This is a genomic window from Lysobacter oryzae DSM 21044, assembly GCF_059568595.1.
The window spans coordinates 1-16,614 of sequence record NZ_JCANTQ010000001.1 but is presented as its reverse complement, the minus strand read 5'-3'; the positions used below and the strand labels follow the sequence as shown (position 1 = coordinate 16,614).

Below are 16,614 nucleotides of genomic sequence, written 5' to 3'. Positions count from 1 at the left end.
TTGGTCAGCGCTGCCGTCAGCGTGGTCTTGCCGTGGTCCACGTGGCCGATCGTGCCGACGTTTACGTGGGGCTTGGTGCGCTCGAACTTACCCTTAGCCATGGTATGTCTCTCTTTAGTGCTTGTTGAAACGGGGATGTGATTCTGGAGCGGGGCCCGAACCTCGAGCCCCATTTTCGTTGGTTAGGACTTCTTCATCACCGCGTCGGCAATGTTCGCCGGCGCTTCAGCGTAGTGATCGAACTCCATCGTGAAGGTCGCGCGGCCCTGCGACATCGAACGCAGCGTGGTCGCGTAGCCGAACATTTCGCCCAGCGGCACCATCGCGTTGATGATCTTGCCCGACGGGCTGTCGTCCTGACCGGACAGCAGACCACGACGACGGCTCACGTCGCCCATGACGTCGCCGACATAGTCTTCCGGCGTCACGACTTCGACCTTCATCATCGGCTCGAGCAGGACCGGATCGGCCTTGCGGAAGCCTTCCTTGAACGCCATCGACGCGGCGAGCTTGAACGCCATTTCGGACGAGTCGACGTCGTGGTACGAGCCGAACACGAGCTTGACCTTGACGTTCACCACCGGGAAGCCCGCGAGCGGACCGCTGGTGATGGTTTCACGCAGACCCTTCTCGACCGCCGGGATGAATTCCTTCGGAATCACGCCGCCGGTGATGTCGTTGATGAACAGGAAATCGTTCTCGACGTCCTTGTTGGCGCGATCGGCTTCATTCATCGGCGAAAGCTCGATCACGACGTGGCCGTACTGACCCTTACCACCCGACTGCTTGGCGTGCTTGTAGTCCGACTTCACGTCCGACTTGCGGATCGTCTCGCGGTAGGCCACCTGCGGCTTGCCGACGTTGGCTTCCACGTTGAACTCGCGACGCATGCGGTCGACGATGATGTCCAGGTGCAGCTCGCCCATGCCGGCGATGATGGTCTGGCCCGATTCTTCGTCCGTGCGAACACGGAACGAAGGATCTTCCGCCGCGAGGCGCGACAGGGCCATGCCCATCTTTTCCTGGTCCGACTTGGTCTTCGGCTCGACCGCCATCGAGATGACGGGCTCCGGGAAGGTCATGCGCTCGAGGGTGATGATGTGATCCTGCGAGCACAGCGTGTCGCCGGTGGTCACGTCCTTCAGGCCCACAGCCGCGGCGATGTCGCCGGCGCGGACTTCCTTGATCTCGTCGCGCTGGTTGGCGTGCATCTGCAGGATGCGGCCGATGCGCTCCTTCTTCGACTTGACCGGGTTGTAGACCTGGTCGCCCGAGTTCAGCACGCCCGAATAGACGCGGAAGAACGTCAGGGCGCCGACGAACGGGTCGGTCATGATCTTGAACGCGAGCGCCGAGAACGGCTCGGAATCCGACGCCTTGCGGGTGTCTTCCTTGTCGTTGTCATCGATGCCCTGTACGGGCGGACGGTCGGCCGGCGACGGCAGCAGGTTGATCACGCCGTCGAGCATCGCCTGCACGCCCTTGTTCTTGAACGCCGAGCCGCAGAACACCGGCACGATCTCGACCTTCAGGGTGCGCGCGCGCAGGCCTTCGATGATCTCGGCCTCGGTCAGTTCGTCGCCGCCCAGGTACTTCTCCATCAGCTCTTCGGACGCTTCGGCAGCAGCCTCGATCATGAAGCTGCGCGCTTCCTCGGCCTTGCTCTGCAGGTCGGCCGGAATGTCGCGGTATTCGAACTTGGTGCCCTGCGAGGCGACATCCCAATGGATGGCCTTCATCTTGAGCAGGTCGACCACGCCTTCGAAACCATCTTCGGCGCCGATCGGCACCTGCATCGGCACGGCGTACGCGCCCAGGCGCGACTTCAGCTGCTCGACGACCTTGTCGAAGTTGGCGCCGGTGCGGTCCATCTTGTTGACGAACGCCATGCGCGGCACCGAGTACTTGTTGGCCTGTCGCCACACGGTCTCGGACTGCGGCTGCACGCCACCCACGGCGCAAAGCACGAACACCGCGCCGTCGAGCACGCGCAGCGAACGCTCGACTTCGATGGTGAAGTCGACGTGGCCAGGGGTGTCGATGATGTTGAAGCGGTGCTGCGGCAGGGTCTTGTCCATGCCCGTCCAGAACGCGGTGGTCGCGGCGGACGTAATGGTGATGCCGCGCTCCTGCTCCTGCTCCATCCAGTCCATCGTCGCGGCACCTTCGTGCACTTCGCCGATCTTGTGGCTGACGCCGGTGTAGAAAAGGATGCGCTCAGACGTGGTGGTCTTGCCGGCATCGATGTGGGCCATGATGCCGAAGTTGCGGTAACGCTCGAGGGGAGTGGTGCGAGCCACGGGACACTCTCTTTGTTTGCGATCGGTTGCTGAGACCCACCCGCCAAGGCCGGTGATCTGCAGATGGCCGGATGCCGCCTCGCGGCGGCCTCCGATTGCCGGGCGACGACGACGTCGTCGCGACGGCAGTGCTGGCTTCAGACGGGCCGCGACTGGCGCGGCGCCGGGATTACCAGCGGTAGTGGGCGAACGCCTTGTTCGCTTCCGCCATACGGTGGGTTTCTTCGCGCTTCTTGATCGCGCCGCCACGGTTTTCGGAAGCATCGAGGAGTTCAGCAGCCAGCTTGCGCGGCATGCTGTTTTCGCCACGCTTGCGGGCCGAATCGATCAACCAGCGCATCGCCAGCGCCATGCGGCGCGAGGCGCGCACTTCGACCGGCACCTGGTAGGTCGCGCCGCCGACGCGGCGGGACTTAACTTCGACTGCGGGAGCGACGTTGCCGAGGGCCTTCTCGATCAGTTCGAGGGCATTCGGGCTCTTCTCGCCGATCACGTCCATGGCGCCATAGACGATCTTTTCGGCGATCGACTTCTTGCCGCTCTGCATGACCATGTTGATGAAGCGCGCGATCGTCTCGCTGCCGTGCTTGGGATCGGGCAGGACCGAACGCTGCGGGGTGGAACCTTTACGCGACATGGTGCGTACCTTTATCTAAATCTTTGACAGAACCGTTGCGGATACAACGGCGCGGATCTTGTGCGCCTATGCGCACTCGTCGAAATCAGGACTTCGGGCGCTTGGCGCCGTACTTGGAACGGCCCTGGCGACGCTTGGTCACGCCGGCGGCGTCGAGCGAGCCGCGCACGGTGTGGTAACGCACGCCCGGCAGGTCCTTGACGCGGCCGCCACGGATCAGCACCACCGAGTGTTCCTGCAGGTTGTGGCCTTCGCCGCCGATGTACGAAATGACTTCGTAACCGTTGGTCAGGCGCACCTTGGCCACCTTGCGCAGAGCCGAGTTCGGCTTCTTCGGGGTGGTGGTGTAAACGCGGGTGCAAACGCCACGACGCTGCGGGCAGTTCGCGAGCGCCGGCGAGGTGCTCTTGTAGGTTTCAGGGTTGCGCGGCTTGCGCACCAACTGATTGATCGTCGCCATCTGTGACTCTTTGATTGAAGGCCGGAGCCTGCTTCGGGATGAAACTTCTCGAAAAAACCATCGGCAGCCCGGGAAACCCGGACCACCGAGACAAAAACACATAGCCCGCCCCTGGCGTTGTCGCCAGTGCGGACTATCCGCCCCGACGCGACGTTGCGTGCCGGGGAAACTCAGCGATCCCGCCCTACCCTGGGCCCAACACGAGGCGCTCCGTGCGCCTCTTTTGGTGATCTGGACGAACCCGGCTTCGAAAGCCGGTCGTCGGAAAGCGCGGAAGTATAGCGTGCTTCTTTGCGGATTTGTAGCCGCAGGAGCCACGGAACAGACCCGCTGGCGGGCCCACCCCGGACAGGGGTGGGCCCGCCACAGGACTTATTCCTCGGAGGTGACCTCGGTCTCGGCGCTTTCGCCCGTGGCCGGAGCCTCGGTCGTGCCACCGGCCAGGGTCTCCAACTCGGACTCGGTCAGACCGGAGGCCGAACGACGGCGCGCGGTGTGATAGGCCAAGCCCGTACCGGCCGGGATCAGGCGACCGACGATCACGTTCTCCTTCAAGCCACGCAGGCCGTCGCGGGTACCACGGACAGCGGCCTCGGTCAGCACGCGGGTGGTTTCCTGGAACGACGCGGCCGAGATGAACGACTCGGTCGCCAGCGAGGCCTTGGTGATGCCCAGCAGGACCGGATCGGCCTTGGTCAGGATCTCTCCCTTGGACTGGAGGCGTGCATTTTCCTCGACGAAGCGCTGGCGCTCGACCTGCTCGCCATTGAGGAACTTGCTGTCGCCGGCGTCGGTGATCTCAACCTTGCGCAGCATCTGGCGAACGATCACCTCGATGTGCTTGTCGTTGATCTTCACGCCCTGCAGGCGGTAGACGTCCTGGATTTCCTTGGTCAGGTACACGGCCAGCGGCTCGACGCCCAGCAGGCGCAGGATGTCCTGCGGGCTCGGCTCGCCGTCCACCACGGTCTCGCCCTTCTCCACGTGCTCGCCTTCGAACACGATGATCTGGCGGTACTTCGGGATCAGCTCTTCGTGCTCGTTACCGTCGGTGTCCTTGATGATCAGGCGCTGCTTGCCCTTGGTGTCCTTGCCGAACGACACGATGCCCGAACGCTCGGCCAGGATCGCCGGATCCTTCGGCTTGCGCGCTTCGAACAGATCGGCCACGCGAGGCAGACCACCGGTGATGTCGCGGGTCTTCGATGCTTCCTGCGGGATCTTGGCGACCACGTCGCCCACGCCGACCGGCGCGCCGTCCTGCAGGTTCACGATCGAGCGCGGCGGCAGCATGTACTGCGCCGGCAGGTCGGTACCCGGGATGGACAGGTCCTTGCCGTTCTTGTCGACGATGCGGACGATCGGGCGCAGGTCCTTGCCCTGCGAACCGCGACGCTTCGGATCGGTGATCTCGCGCGAAGCCAGGCCGGTCAGCTCGTCGGTCTTCTCGATGACGGTGACGCCGTCGATGAAGTCGATGAAGCGGATGAAGCCCGCCACTTCCGACACGATCGGGTGGTTATGCGGATCCCAGTTCGCGACCTGCTGGCCGGCCTTGATCTCCGCACCGTCCTTGACCGCGATGGTGGCACCGTAGGGGAGCTTGTAACGCTCGCGCTCGCGGCCGTGGCCGTCGAGCACGGACAGTTCGCCCGAACGCGACACGGCCACGCGATGGCCCTGGCTGTGCTCGACGAACTTGAGGTTGTTGTACTTCAGGGTACCGGTGGTCTTCACCGTCACGTTGTCGATGGCGGCCGCACGCGACGCCGCGCCACCTATGTGGAACGTACGCATGGTCAGCTGCGTACCCGGCTCACCGATCGACTGCGCGGCGACAACGCCGACCGCTTCGCCGTGGTTGACCAGGTGGCCGCGGCCGAGGTCTCGGCCGTAGCAGTGCGAGCACACGCCGAACGAGCTCTGGCAGGTGATGGTCGAACGCACCTTGATCGACTGCACGCCGGCATCTTCGAGCTTGGCGACCCAGGCTTCGTCGAGCAGGGTGTTGCGGGTGACGATCGGATCCTCGTCATTGCCCGGCAGGAACACGTCCTCGGCCACGACTCGGCCCAGCACGCGGTCGCGCAGCGGCTCGACCACGTCGCCGCCTTCCACGATCGGAGTCATGGTCAGGCCGTCGAGCGTGCCGCAGTCGGTTTCGGTGATCACCACGTCCTGCGCCACGTCGACGAGGCGACGGGTCAGGTAACCGGAGTTCGCGGTCTTCAGCGCGGTATCCGCCAGGCCCTTACGGGCGCCGTGGGTCGAGATGAAGTACTGCAGGACGTTCAGGCCTTCGCGGAAGTTCGCGGTGATCGGCGTCTCGATGATCGAGCCGTCCGGCTTGGCCATCAGGCCACGCATGCCGGCCAGCTGGCGGATCTGCGCCTGCGAACCACGGGCGCCGGAGTCGGCCATGATGTAGATCGAGTTCATCGACTTCTGCGGGACCATTTCGCCCTTGGCGTTGGTCACCGTATCGGTGCCGATCGTGTCCATCATCGCCTTGGCAACGCGCTCGTTGGTACGCGACCAGATGTCGACGACCTTGTTGTAGCGCTCGCCCGCGGTGACCAGGCCCGACTGGTACTGCTGCTGGATGTCGAGCACTTCCTGCTCGGCCTCGTCCAGGATGCCCTTCTTCTCCGGCGGGATCTTCATGTCGTCGATGCCGATCGACACGCCCGCACGGGTCGCGTAGCTGAAGCCCGTGTACATCAGCTGGTCGGCGAACACCACGGTGTCCTTCAGGCCGAGCATGCGGTAGCACGAGTTGATTAGGCGGCTGATGTTCTTCTTGGTCAGCTCGACGTTGGCCAGGGCGAACGGCAGGCCGTCCGGCAGGATCTCGCGCAGCAGGGCACGACCGACGGTCGTGTCGATGACCGACGTCTTCTTCGAGCGCGAGCCGTCCTCGGCGATCACGGTCTCGGTGATGCGCACCTTGCACTTGGCGTGCAGCTCGACCGCACGGTTGTCATAGGCGCGCTTGACCTCGGCGACGTTCGCGAACGCCATGCCCTCGCCCTTCTTGTTCTCCAGGGCGCGGGTCATGTAGTACAGGCCGAGCACGACGTCCTGCGACGGCACGATGATCGGCTCGCCGTTCGCCGGCGACAGGATGTTGTTCGACGACATCATCAGCGCGCGCGCTTCCAGCTGGGCTTCCAGCGAGAGCGGCACGTGCACGGCCATCTGGTCACCGTCGAAGTCGGCGTTGAACGCCGTACACACGAGCGGATGCAACTGGATCGCCTTGCCTTCGATCAGCACCGGCTCGAACGCCTGGATGCCGAGGCGGTGCAGGGTCGGTGCGCGGTTGAGCAGCACCGGGTGCTCGCGGATGACCTCTTCGAGGATGTCCCACACCATCGGCTCTTCGCGCTCGACGAGCTTCTTGGCAGCCTTGATGGTGGTGGCGAGGCCACGGCGCTGCAGCTTGGCGAAGATGAAGGGCTTGAACAGTTCCAGCGCCATCTTCTTCGGCAGGCCGCACTCGTGCAGGCGCAGGGTCGGGCCGACCACGATGACCGAACGGCCCGAGTAGTCGACGCGCTTGCCGAGCAGGTTCTGGCGGAAGCGGCCCTGCTTGCCCTTGATCATGTCGGCCAGCGACTTGAGCGGGCGCTTGTTGGTGCCGGTGATGGCACGGCCGCGACGGCCGTTGTCCATCAGGGCGTCGACCGACTCCTGCAGCATGCGCTTCTCGTTGCGCACGATGATGTCCGGCGCATTGAGTTCGAGCAGGCGACGCAGGCGGTTGTTGCGGTTGATGACGCGGCGGTACAGGTCGTTGAGGTCCGACGTCGCGAAGCGGCCACCATCCAGTGGCACCAGCGGACGCAGGTCCGGCGGCAGCACCGGCAACACGGTCATCACCATCCACTCCGGACGATTGCCGGATTCGAGGAAGGCTTCGACCAGCTTGATGCGCTTGGTGAGGCGCTTGAGCTTGGTTTCGGAACCGGTGGAGGCGATGTCTTCCTTCAGCTGGATCATTTCCGACTGCAGGTCGATCGTGCGCAGCAGGTCATAGACTGCCTCGGCGCCCATCGCGGCCTCGAAGTCGTCGCCGTGCTCCTGGCGCGCCTGCATGTACTGCTCTTCGTTGAGCAGCATGCCGCGTTCCATCGGGGTGAGGCCCGGCTCCGTCACCACGTAGGCTTCGAAGTACAGGATGCGCTCGATGTCGCGCAGGGTCATGTCCAGCATCAGGCCGATGCGCGAGGGCAGCGACTTGAGGAACCAGATGTGCGCGACCGGCGAGGCCAGGTCGATGTGGCCCATGCGCTCGCGGCGCACCTTGGCCAGCGTCACTTCGGTGCCGCACTTTTCGCAGACCACGCCGCGGTGCTTCATGCGCTTGTACTTGCCGCACAGGCACTCGTAGTCCTTGATCGGACCGAAGATGGCGGCGCAGAACAGGCCGTCGCGTTCCGGCTTGAAGGTGCGGTAGTTGATGGTTTCCGGCTTCTTCACTTCGCCGTAGGACCACGAACGAATCAGGTCCGGCGAAGCCAGCGCGATCTTGATCGCATCGAAATCGATCGCGGCGCGCTGCTGGTTGAAGAGGTTGAGCAGGTCTTTCATTTGTTTTCTCCGGAAGGAGGAATTCGTCGAGGGCTGTGGATCGCTGTTTCAGCGGAGCGGGAAGCGCGCGACTCGCTGCGCTTCCCGCCCGTGGATCAGTTCTCTTCCAGCTCCATGTTGATCGCGAGCGAGCGGATTTCCTTCACCAGCACGTTGAAGGATTCCGGCATGCCGGCCACCATCTCGTACTCGCCGTCGACGATGTTCTTGTACATCTGGTTGCGGCCCTGCACGTCGTCGGACTTCACCGTCAGCATTTCCTGCAGGGTGTAGGCGGCGCCGTAGGCTTCCAGTGCCCAGACTTCCATTTCGCCGAAGCGCTGGCCGCCGAACTGCGCCTTGCCGCCCAGCGGCTGCTGGGTGACGAGCGAGTACGGACCGGTCGAACGCGCGTGCATCTTGTCGTCGACCAGGTGGTTCAACTTCAGCATGTGCATGTAGCCGACCGTGACCGGACGCTCGAACGACTCACCGGTGCGGCCGTCGAACAGCATCGTCTGGCCGCTGAGCGGCAACTCGGCAAGTTCGAGCATCTTCTTGATCTCGAACTCGGCCGCGCCGTCGAACACCGGGGTCGCCATCGGCACGCCGTCGATCAGGTTCTTCGCCAGCGTCAGCAGCTCCTCGTCGGAGAACTGCGTGAGGTCGACGCGTTCCTCGTGCGTGGTGCGGTCGTGGTTGTAGATCTCGTCCAGGAACTTGCGCAGCTCGGCGACCTTCTGCTGGGCCTCGAGCATGCGCTGGATCTTCCTGCCCAGCCCCTTCGCGGCCCAGCCGAGGTGGACTTCGAGCACCTGGCCGATGTTCATACGCGACGGCACGCCCAGCGGGTTCAGCACGATGTCCACGGTCTCGCCGTTGGCCATGTACGGCATGTCTTCGACCGGCACGATGGTGGACACCACGCCCTTGTTGCCGTGGCGGCCGGCCATCTTGTCGCCCGGCTGGATGCGGCGCTTAACGGCCAGGAACACCTTGACCATCTTCAGCACGCCCGGAGCGAGGTCGTCGCCCTGGGTGATCTTGCCGCGCTTGTCCTGGAAGCGCTTCTCGAACTCCTTCTCGTGGGCTTCGATCTGCTTCTGCGCGCGCTCGATCGCCTCGACGGCCTCGTCGTCCTTCATGCGCAGGGTGAACCAGTCCTTCTTCGACAGGCTGTCGAGCACCAGCGAGGTGACGGTGTCGCCCTTCTTCAGGCCGGCGCCGCCGTTGGCGACCTTGCCGATCAGCTGCGAACGCAGGCGGTCGTAGATCGCCGCTTCGAGGATGCGGAACTGGTCGTCGAAGTCCTTCTTGACGCGCTTGATTTCGGATTCTTCGATCTGGCGCGCACGCTTGTCCTTCTCGATGCCGTCGCGGGTGAAGACCTGGACGTCGATGACGACGCCGTCCATGCCCGGCGGCACGCGCAGCGAGCTGTCCTTCACGTCGGACGCCTTCTCGCCGAAGATCGCGCGCAGCAGCTTCTCTTCCGGCGTGAGCTGGCTCTCGCCCTTCGGCGTGACCTTGCCGACGAGGATGTCGCCGGCGCGCACTTCCGCACCGATGTACACCACGCCCGACTCGTCGAGGCGGTTCAGGGCCTGCTCGGAGACGTTCGGGATGTCGGCGGAGATTTCTTCCGGCCCCAGCTTGGTGTCGCGCGCCTGGACGGTCAATTCTTCGATGTGGATCGTGGTGTAGCGATCCTCTTCGACCACGCGCTCGGAGAGCAGGATCGAGTCTTCGAAGTTGTAGCCGTTCCACGGCATGAACGCGACCAGCATGTTCTGGCCCAGCGCGAGCTCGCCGATGTCGGTCGAAGGACCGTCGGCCAGCACGTCGCCGCGCGCGACCACGTTACCCACCTTCACCAGCGGCGACTGGTTGATGCAGGTGTTCTGGTTCGAACGGGTGTACTTGATCAGGTTGTAGATGTCGACGCCGGCGTCGTGCTCACCGGAGATCTCGCTCTCGTTGACCTTGACCACGATGCGGGCCGCGTCGATCTGCTCGATCACGCCGCCGCGCAGGGCGTTCACGGTCACGCCCGAGTCGCGCGCCACGGCGCGCTCGATCCCGGTACCGACCAGCGGCTTCTGCGCCTTCAACGTCGGCACGGCCTGGCGCTGCATGTTCGCGCCCATCAGCGCGCGGTTCGCGTCGTCGTGCTCGAGGAATGGCACCAGCGCGGCCGCGACCGACACGGTCTGCATCGGCGAGACGTCCATGAAGTGGATCTCGCTCGGCGGCTTCAGCAGCGATTCGCCCTGGTAGCGGCAGTCGACGAACTGGGCGGTGATGTGGCCCTTTTCGTCGCGCGGCGCGTTGGCCTGGGCGATGACGTACTCGTTCTCTTCGATCGCCGACAGGTACTCGACGTCGTCGGTGACGCGGCCGTCCACGACCTTGCGGTACGGCGTCTCGAGGAAGCCGTACTTGTTGGTGCGGGCGAACACGGCCAGCGAGTTGATCAGGCCGATGTTCGGGCCTTCCGGTGTCTCGATGGTGCAGACGCGGCCGTAATGGGTCGGGTGCACGTCGCGCACTTCGAAGCCGGCGCGTTCGCGGGTCAGGCCCCCCGGACCCAGCGCGGAAACGCGACGCTTGTGCGTCACTTCCGACAGCGGGTTGTTCTGGTCCATGAACTGCGACAGCTGCGAGGAACCGAAGAATTCCTTGATCGCAGCGGCCACCGGCTTGGCGTTGATCAGCTCCTGCGGGGTCAGGCCCTCGGACTCGGCCATCGACAGGCGTTCCTTCACGGCGCGCTCGACGCGGACCAGGCCGACGCGGAACACGTTCTCGGCCATTTCGCCGACCGAACGCACGCGACGGTTGCCCAGGTGGTCGATGTCGTCGACGACGCCACGACCGTTGCGGATCTCGGTGAGCACGCGGATCGCATCGAGGATGTCGGACATGCCGCCGCAGGCTTCGCGCAGGCGCACGGACTCCTCGTCCTTGCGTTCGGCAAAGTACTTGGCGTCGTACAGCACCGAGGCACCGGTGACTTCCTTGCGGCCGAGGCGGCGGTTGAACTTCATCCGGCCCACGCCCGACAGGTCGTAGCGCTCGAAGGTGAAGAACAGGTTGTGGAACAGGTTCTGCGCGGCGTCCTTGGTGGGCGGCTCGCCCGGGCGCATCATGCGGTAGATCTCGACCAGCGCTTCGAGCTGGGTCTTGCTCGCATCGATGCGCAGCGTGTTCGACAGGTACGCACCGCGGTCGAGGTCATTGACCCACAGCGTACCGACGACGGCGACACCGGCCTTGCGGAACTTGGCCAGGTGGTCGTCGTTGATCTCGTCGTTGGCCAGCGCCAGCAACTCGCCGGTGTTCGGATCGACGACGTCGTGCGAAAGGATGCGGCCGACCAGGTAGCTGTCCGGCACCGACAGCGCGGCGATGCCCGAGGCTTCGAGCTGCTTGACGTGGCGCGCGGTGATGCGGCGGCCGGCTTCGACGATGACCTTGTCGCCATCGGCGAGGTCGAAGTCGAGGGTTTCGCCACGCAGGCGCTCAGGGATGAGCTCGAGCTGGACGCCTTCCTTCGGATCGATGTGGAAGGTGTTGATCTCGAAGAACTCGCGCAGCATCTCCTCGTTGTTGTAACCAAGGGCGCGCAGCAGCACGGTCACCGGCAGCTTGCGGCGACGGTCGATACGGGTGAACAGCGCATCCTTCGGGTCGAACTCGAAGTCGAGCCAGGAGCCGCGGTAAGGAATGATGCGGGCGCTGTACAGCAGCTTGCCCGACGAGTGCGTCTTGCCGCGGTCGTGGTCGAAGAACACGCCCGGCGAACGGTGCAGCTGCGAGACGATGACGCGCTCGGTGCCGTTGACGATGAAGGTGCCGTTGTCGGTCATGAGCGGGATCTCGCCCATGTAGACCTCCTGCTCCTTCACGTACTTGATGGCTTTGGTCGACGACTCGCGGTCGTAGATCACCAGGCGCACGGTCACGCGCAGCGGGGCGCCGTAGGACAGGCCGCGGTTGCGGCACTCGCGCTCGTCGAACGGCGGCTCGCCCAGCTTGTAGCCGACGTATTCCAGCGCGGCGTTGCCGCTGTAGCTGACGATCGGGAACACCGACTTCAGCGCCGCATGCAGGCCCTTGTCGTCGCGCTTCGCGGGGTCGGTGTTTTCCTGCAGGAACTCCCGGTAGGAATCGACCTGGATCGCGAGCAGGAACGGAACCTCGAGAATCGACCGGCGCTTGCCGAAGTTCTTGCGGATGCGCTTCTTTTCGGTGAACGAATAGTTCGTTTTGGAAGCTGTCGTCATGGGGAGCTGCCGCCTCGTTTAGAGCCGGGAATCGGGAAACGGGGAATCGAAGGACATCAAGGCGCGCTGGGGCGATTGACGATCTCGGTTTCCGTTCGCGACTCCCTGGGGAAGTTTTGAACTGTCAGTTGGAAGCCGCGGGTATTGCCGGCACCCGCACGCCATCTAGAGCTGCTTTCAACTACCAACTCGGTTGGATTTCTGCCTCGCTCGTGAATCTCAGGCAGGCCGGATAGAGCGACGCGAAGTCCGGACTGCGATTTGTTGGTCCCGCGACCGGCTTTGGAGCGAGCCTGACTCGGGCTTTCATGCTGTTGTTTGCGCTACTTCAACAACGGCCGAAGGCCGGGACCATACGGCCCCAGCCTTCAGTGGTCGCCGATGACATCCGGCGACACGGATACTGCTTACTTGACCTCGACGGTCGCGCCAGCAGCTTCCAGTTCCTTCTTGAACTTGGCAGCGTCGTCCTTCGACACGGCTTCCTTCAGGACGCCGCCGGCCTCGGTGAGGTCCTTGGCTTCCTTCAGGCCCAGGCCGGTGATCGCGCGGACAGCCTTGATCACGTCGACCTTCTTGTCGCCGGCGCTCTTCAGCACGACGGTGAACTCGGTCTGCTCCTCGACCGGAGCGGCGGCGGCAGCCGGGCCGGCCATCATGACCGGGGCGGCGGCGGTGACGCCGAACTTCTCTTCGATGGCCTTCACCAGGTCCATCACTTCCATCAGCGACTTGGCGGCGATGGCGTCGACGATCTGTTCGTTGGAAAGGGACATTTTGATTACCTCTGGAAAATTGATCTTTTACGAATGGGTTAGATAAGTCGCGTACGCGATATCAGGCTTCGGCAGCAGCTTCGGCCGGAGCGGCTTCGCCGCCACCCTGCTTGTCCGCCACGGCCTTGACGACGCGGGCAAACATGCTTGCGGGTTCGGCGAGGACGCGGGCCAGCATGGCCAGGGCCTGTTCGCGGGTCGGCAGCGAGGCCAGGACTTCGACGTGCGCGGCGGGCAGCAGCTTGCCTTCCACCGACACGACCTTGGCCTTGAGCTTGTCGTTACCCTTGGACGCTTCCTTGATCAGACGACCGGCGGCGCCGGGTTCTTCCAGCGAGAACGCGTACAGCAGCGGACCGGTGAGGGCGTCCTTGACGACCTCGAACTCGGTACCGGCGACGGCGCGCGCGGCCAGCGTGTTCTTGACAACCTTCAAGAACACGCCGGTTTCACGGGCCTGCTTGCGCATCGCGGTCATCTGGCTGACCGTGGTGCCCGCGTACTCGGCTGCGACCAAGGAGTGCGCCTTGGCGGCAACTTCTGCCACCTGTGCGACTACATCTTGCTTCTGAGACAGATTGAGAGCCATTGCACTCCTCCAATTGAATTCCGCTCACGGCTCCTGCCGCTTGCGGTCCTGGGCGGCGCCGTCCCTGACGCCGGGGATGCTTGCGCATCCCGGTGGTGGCCCTTCCGGAATTTCCAGAGGGGGCTGCACCATCTACGCAGGCTTTCCGGACAGACTGTCCAAAAGCTCGATTAAGCGATCCCGCTGGTGGCGACGGCGATTCCCTGCCAGTACGAGCCTCCGTTCCCGTCGTCGTCACGCGCTGACCGCGCCTGCGGTCTTTGACGGCTCGCTTCGGACTTGCGTCCTTCGCGGCGCCCTCAAAAACGTCCGCGGACGGCAGTCATGCCGTCCGCGCTTGAAACGATTTACTTCAGTGCCAGCGAGGCCTGGTCCACGGTCACGCCGGGGCCCATGGTCGAGCTGATCGAGATCTTCTGCAGGTACTGGCCCTTCGAGGTCGCCGGCTTGGCCTTGATCAGGTCGTGCAGCAGCGCTTCGAGGTTGCCCTTCAGGTCGGCGTCGTTGAACGACGACTTGCCGATGGTGCAGTGGATGATGCCGGCCTTGTCGGTGCGGTAACGGACCTGGCCACCCTTGGCATTCTTCACGGCTTCGGCCGGATTCGGCGAAACGGTGCCGACCTTCGGGTTCGGCATCAAGCCGCGCGGGCCCAGGACCTGACCCAGCTTGCCCACGACGCGCATGGCGTCCGGGGTAGCGATGACCACGTCGTAGTTCAGGTCGCCGGCCTGCATCTTGTCGGCCAGGTCGTCCATGCCGACGATGTCGGCGCCAGCAGCCAGGGCCTCGTCGGCCTTGGCGCCGGCCGGGGCGAACACGGCCACGCGCACGGTCTTGCCGGTACCGGCAGGCAGCACGGTCGAGCCGCGGACCTGCTGGTCGGACTTCTTCGCGTCGACGCCCAGGCGCACGGCAACGTCGACAGACTCGACGAACTTGGCCTTGGTGGCGTTCTTGACGATCTTTACGGCTTCGTCAAAGCCATAGGCCTTACCCGGAACCACGGCGGCCAGGATGGCCTTCTGTCGCTTGTTCATTGCCATGTCTTAGCCCTCCACCACCAGACCCATCGAGCGGGCCGAACCCGCAATCGTCTTCACCGCCGCGTCCAGATCCGCCGCGGTCAGATCGGCTTCCTTCGCCTTGGCGATGTCTTCGAGCTGCTTGCGGGTGACCTTGCCGACCTTCTCGGTGTTCGGGCGCTTGGAGCCGGACTGGATGCCAGCCGCCTTCTTCAGCAGCACCGAAGCCGGGGTCGACTTGGTGACGAAGGTGAACGTACGGTCGGAGTACGCGGTGATGATGACCGGGGTCGGCAGACCCGGCTCGAGCTTGGAGGTTGCTGCGTTGAATGCCTTGCAGAACTCCATGATGTTCAGGCCGCGCTGACCGAGGGCGGGACCCACGGGCGGCGACGGGTTGGCCTGGCCGGCCTTGACCTGAAGCTTGATGTAGCCAACTACTTTCTTAGCCATTTCTTCTCTCCGGGTGCTAGCGCCTGGATCTCAGGCTCCCCATCGGACCGGGAAAATCGCGTGTCCCGGCTTCACGGTTTGCAGGATTTCCAGACGCCGACAGCCGCCTGGGCGGGCGGCTGTGGTTCCGGATGGCTCGCGCCATGGGCAGCGAGCCGGAAAGTATAACAGGCTTCAGGCGCTTTGGCGCCCGGGGCTCACTTGGCCTTTTCGACCTGACCGAATTCCAGCTCGACCGGGGTCGAGCGGCCGAAGATCAGCACGGCCACGCGCAGGCGGCTCTTTTCGTAGTTGATCTCTTCGACCACGCCATTGAAGTCCACGAACGGACCGTCGGTGACGCGGACCATCTCGCCCGGCTCGAACAGGACCTTGGGCTTGGGCTTCTCCACGCCTTCCTGAACGCGCTGCAGGATGGCATCGGCCTCGGAATCCTTGATCGGCAGCGGACGATCGGCGGTGCCGCCGATGAAACCCATGACCTTCGGGGTTTCCTTGATCAGGTGCCAGCTCTCGTTGTCGATGCGCGGGATGCCGGCCTCGTCGTGGGTGGCGATCTGGACCAGCACGTAGCCCGGGAAGAACTTGCGCTCGGAGCGACGCTTCTGGCCGGAACGCATTTCCACGACCTCTTCGGTCGGGACCAGGACGTCACCAAAGCGATCCTGCATCTCGGCGCGCGCGATACGGTCACGCAGCGCCTGCGCCACCGACTTCTCGAAGCCGGAATAGGCGTGGACGACGTACCAGCGCTTGTTGTTGCTGCCTTCAGACACAGATATCTCCTTAGCGTTCCAGCAGGAACTTGACCGCCGCCTGGATCACCAGATCGAAGCCGGCCAGAATCAGGCTGAGGATGGCCACGGCCGCAATCACCACCCAAGTGGTGCGCAGTGCTTCCTGGCGGGTCGGCCAGACCACCTTGCGCAGTTCGAAGCGGGATTCCGAGAGGAATTCGCGCGTTTGTGCGCCCTTGCGCGTCGTCAGGAACACTACCGCACCGGCGATCAGGCCGGCGCAAACCGCCAGCGCGCGCAGCACGGTCGCCCAATCGCTGAACCAATAGAACGCGAACACACCCGCAGCCACGAGTGCCACTGCCAGCACGTATTTCACGATGTCGCCGCCGGAGGCCGACGAGCCGGGTTGTTCGACCTTGCTGTTCATTCGGTCCATTGCGCGACCAAGGGCCGCGTCACCTGATTGGATGCCGGCACCGGGCCGGTCGCGGAGATCCGCGCGTGGAACATGGCACGCCAGGAGGGACTCGAACCCCCAACCTGCGGTTTTGGAGACCGCTGCTCTGCCAATTGAGCTACTGGCGTGTGGCTTGAAACATTGTCTTTGGGCTACGCCCGAAAAAGCAACGGCGGCTCGCGCCGCCAGGGCCTTTCCAACTTTCCCACCGCTGACCGGCCGCGAGGCCGGTCACGACGGGAGTCATTCCGGCCGGTTCAGACCGGAACAACTGCTTACTTCAGGATCTTCGACACCACGCCGGCGCCGACCGTACGGC

General features: G+C 64.2%; 12 protein-coding genes and 1 tRNA gene. All 13 read right to left on the bottom strand.

Translation table 11 applies throughout. The features are described from left to right. Positions 1–101, bottom strand: a 101-nt coding sequence (locus BP05_RS00065) for a GTP-binding protein (RefSeq protein WP_031270842.1), incomplete at its 3' end; no start/stop codon positions are given. Positions 102–182: 81 nt separating this feature from the next. Then, a complete protein-coding gene (fusA, locus tag BP05_RS00060; RefSeq protein ID WP_496359222.1) occupies positions 183–2,300 on the bottom strand; it encodes an elongation factor G in 2,118 nt (705 codons plus the stop codon). Positions 2,301–2,469: 169 nt separating this feature from the next. Further along, positions 2,470–2,937, bottom strand: a complete 468-nt coding sequence (gene rpsG / locus BP05_RS00055; RefSeq protein WP_496359220.1) for a 30S ribosomal protein S7 — start codon at positions 2,935–2,937, stop codon at positions 2,470–2,472. A gap of 85 nt (positions 2,938–3,022) precedes the next feature. Then, positions 3,023–3,397 (bottom strand): 30S ribosomal protein S12, encoded by a 375-nt coding sequence (gene rpsL / locus BP05_RS00050; protein ID WP_496359218.1) that lies wholly within the window; start codon positions 3,395–3,397, stop codon positions 3,023–3,025. 372 nt (positions 3,398–3,769) lie between these two features. Then, a complete protein-coding gene (gene rpoC / locus BP05_RS00045; protein WP_496359217.1) occupies positions 3,770–7,990 on the bottom strand; it encodes a DNA-directed RNA polymerase subunit beta' in 4,221 nt (1,406 codons plus the stop codon). 95 nt (positions 7,991–8,085) lie between these two features. After that, a complete protein-coding gene (rpoB, locus tag BP05_RS00040; protein WP_496359215.1) occupies positions 8,086–12,255 on the bottom strand; it encodes a DNA-directed RNA polymerase subunit beta in 4,170 nt (1,389 codons plus the stop codon). Between the two features lie 407 nt (positions 12,256–12,662). Further along, positions 12,663–13,031 (bottom strand): 50S ribosomal protein L7/L12, encoded by a 369-nt coding sequence (gene rplL / locus BP05_RS00035; RefSeq protein WP_496359213.1) that lies wholly within the window; start codon positions 13,029–13,031, stop codon positions 12,663–12,665. A gap of 61 nt (positions 13,032–13,092) precedes the next feature. Further along, positions 13,093–13,620, bottom strand: coding sequence for a 50S ribosomal protein L10 (gene rplJ, locus BP05_RS00030; RefSeq protein WP_496359211.1), 528 nt, complete (start codon positions 13,618–13,620; stop codon positions 13,093–13,095). A 347-nt stretch (positions 13,621–13,967) separates the two neighbouring features. Further along, complete coding sequence (gene rplA / locus BP05_RS00025) at positions 13,968–14,666, bottom strand: 50S ribosomal protein L1 (protein WP_496359209.1); 699 nt, start codon at positions 14,664–14,666, stop codon at positions 13,968–13,970. A gap of 3 nt (positions 14,667–14,669) precedes the next feature. After that, positions 14,670–15,098: a 50S ribosomal protein L11 gene (gene rplK / locus BP05_RS00020; protein ID WP_310056322.1), complete on the bottom strand. Its 429-nt coding sequence runs from the start codon at positions 15,096–15,098 to the stop codon at positions 14,670–14,672. Between the two features lie 197 nt (positions 15,099–15,295). Next, entirely contained in the window at positions 15,296–15,874 is a 579-nt protein-coding gene (nusG, locus tag BP05_RS00015; RefSeq protein ID WP_496359207.1) for a transcription termination/antitermination protein NusG, read from the bottom strand. A gap of 10 nt (positions 15,875–15,884) precedes the next feature. Next, on the bottom strand, positions 15,885–16,265 hold the full coding sequence (gene secE, locus BP05_RS00010; RefSeq protein ID WP_496359205.1) for a preprotein translocase subunit SecE: 381 nt from the start codon (positions 16,263–16,265) through the stop codon (positions 15,885–15,887). An 82-nt stretch (positions 16,266–16,347) separates the two neighbouring features. After that, positions 16,348–16,423: transfer RNA gene (locus tag BP05_RS00005), tRNA-Trp, on the bottom strand. Positions 16,424–16,614 lie beyond the last annotated feature (191 nt).